The sequence below is a fragment of the Persicitalea sp. genome (assembly GCF_041751555.1).
Classification (GTDB): Bacteria; Bacteroidota; Bacteroidia; order Cytophagales; family Spirosomataceae; genus Persicitalea.
The window spans coordinates 1-2304 of the sequence record NZ_JBGSXF010000409.1 but is presented as its reverse complement, the minus strand read 5'-3'; the positions used below and the strand labels follow the sequence as shown (position 1 = coordinate 2304).

Genomic DNA, 2304 nt, shown 5'->3' with positions numbered 1-2304 from the left:
CCCAAAGTGACGGGGACACACGACCTCCACGTTCATTTTTCCTTTCCAAAAACAAAAACGCCTAATGCCTTCGTACAACTCCGTTGGGTGGCTTTCCAGCGGGCCTTTCCTGGTGAAGGAGTTGAAAGAAATGCCATGCTGAGCGAGTACGCCTCACTGCTGCAAAATGCCAAGGATGCCACCCCTATTTTCTGGGAAGGTAAAGACAACCTCGCTCGGAAGCAGCACGTCTTCGAACGCGGAAACTGGTTAGTGCACGGTAAGGAGGTCAACCCCGCCGTACCCCTCGCCTTCGCAAGTGTGCCTAAGATCAACCAGCCCGCTGACCGCCTTGAATTGGCCCGTTGGCTCGTTAGTCGCGACAATCCGCTTACGGCCAGGGTGATGGTGAACCGCCTGTGGGAGCAACTTTTCGGGTTGGGCATTGTGGAAACCGTCGAGGACTTTGGCTCGCAGGGCAGCGAACCCACGCACCGACAACTACTCGACTGGCTGGCCGTAGCCTACATGGAGGACTACGGATGGAGTACCAAGACACTTTTGAAAGAAATAGTGATGTCGGCCACCTACCGTCAAAGTTCAGAAACCAATCCGAAAAAACAGGAAAAAGACCCCTACAACTACTGGCTGGCCCGCGGTCCAAGAGTGCGCCTCAGCGCCGAGCAAGTACGAGACCAGGCCCTGTCGGTAAGCGGACTATTGTCCAAAAAAATGTTCGGCCCAAGCGTCATGCCCCCGCAGCCGGATGGTATTTGGCTTTCTCCCTATAACGGAGCCAAGTGGCAACTGAGCGAAGGCGAAGACCGTTACCGGCGCGGCCTCTACACTTATTGGAAACGTACGGCTCCGTACCCTTCGATGGTTACCTTTGACGCACCTAGTCGAGAATTCTGCCAGTCGCGGCGCATCCGTACCAATACTCCTTTACAGGCACTTGTTACCTTGAACGACCCCGTTTATTTGGAATCGGCGCAGCGGTTGGCCAAGTACATGAAAAGCAAAGGTAAAACGCCCGAGCAGCAACTACGGGCTGGTTACGAGAGATTGACCTACAAACCCATGCGAGAGAAGCGGCTGGAGGTTCTGATGGGTGTTTATCGCAAATCTTTGCAGCAATTCAGGCAAAAGCCCAACCAGATCGATAGCTTACTCACTTATCTTCCCAAACATAAATCGCCCGAATTGGCCGCTCTTACTATTTCGGCCAATGTCCTTTTGAATCTGGACGAGGTGGTGACGAAGGAATAGTGCCTATTTTCCAGTGTTTGCATGAACCGTTTGATTGCCACCAAGCCGCCTAAGCAAAAGGCAAATTCATGCAGAGATTGGGGTAGTGAAAATGTAGATTGCCAAACCTCGTGTTTTATCCGGCAACCTTATCCCAGCCCAGCTTTCGAATTTCTTTATTCAAGAACAAAACCAGCGCGAAGGCAAAGGGAATCATCACTAAAATAACGTAGGAGGTTTGGCTCAACGCCCAGTGCGCCCATCCGATGATACCGACAAAGAGCCCCAGCGCCAAAACGCGGATAAATCTACCGCCACCCGCTTTCGTGAATTCCCGACTGAACGGCAATGTATTCCGGGTCGCCAGAATCTCGATTTGCTGAAAAACCAACACGACCAATGCACCAAAAAGTACATCGTCAAGGCTTTCCACTCCCCAAATGAACGCGACAGCTACTGCGATGATTATGTAAACGGGCAACAGAAACTTAGCCACGACGGACCACATCATGCCGCTGAGGAATTCGCCGGGACGCGCCATCGGGGCTACGTGATAAATCCAGGCGGCTTTGAACTGATCGGAGAAGGGTAGGTTTTGATTTACCGCCACCATGCTGAGCGCCGTCAGGTAGATCAGGGCGATCCGCATATACTGAAGTTGCGCGGTTGCTTCCATTATTTGATCAAAACTTTCGCCACGGCGGTTAAGGAACATGAGTGGTCCTATCATCAGGAAGTACGCCAGGCTGGGATAGACCCGTAGCTTAAATTTTCGATCGCGTCCCCCGATTTTCCAAACTAGTTCGAATGCCCCGCGCTCGGTGGGCGTACGGGTGAAGATTCCGGCCAGTAGTTCAGGAACGCTGCGTCTGGGGCTGAGTTCGACCTCTCCTGTTTTCTGTTCAGCCACTGTGTCGAGGTTTCCTACTTCGCGGCTAAAACCCCGGATGAGTCTACCGCTCATGGCCCAAATGGCCAGCAACGGAACTACTAGTAATAACACTACAAACGAAGCGGTCGCAAGATCGAAATTTCCACTTATAATCGATTCCATAACATGACCTACCCACATCGGCG

2 protein-coding genes are annotated in these 2304 nt (G+C 52.3%); one reads left to right on the top strand and one right to left on the bottom strand.

Going from position 1 to position 2304, the window contains the following annotated elements; all coding sequences use genetic code 11:
* On the top strand, positions 1-1248 hold a 1248-nt coding region (locus ACEW8P_RS14460), incomplete at its 5' end, for a DUF1553 domain-containing protein (protein WP_373513788.1).
* A 115-nt stretch (positions 1249-1363) separates the two neighbouring features.
* On the opposite strand, the gene ACEW8P_RS14455 is transcribed toward ACEW8P_RS14460, so the two are convergent.
* Positions 1364-2304: hypothetical protein (locus ACEW8P_RS14455; RefSeq protein ID WP_373513787.1), on the bottom strand; the 941-nt coding region annotated here is incomplete at its 5' end.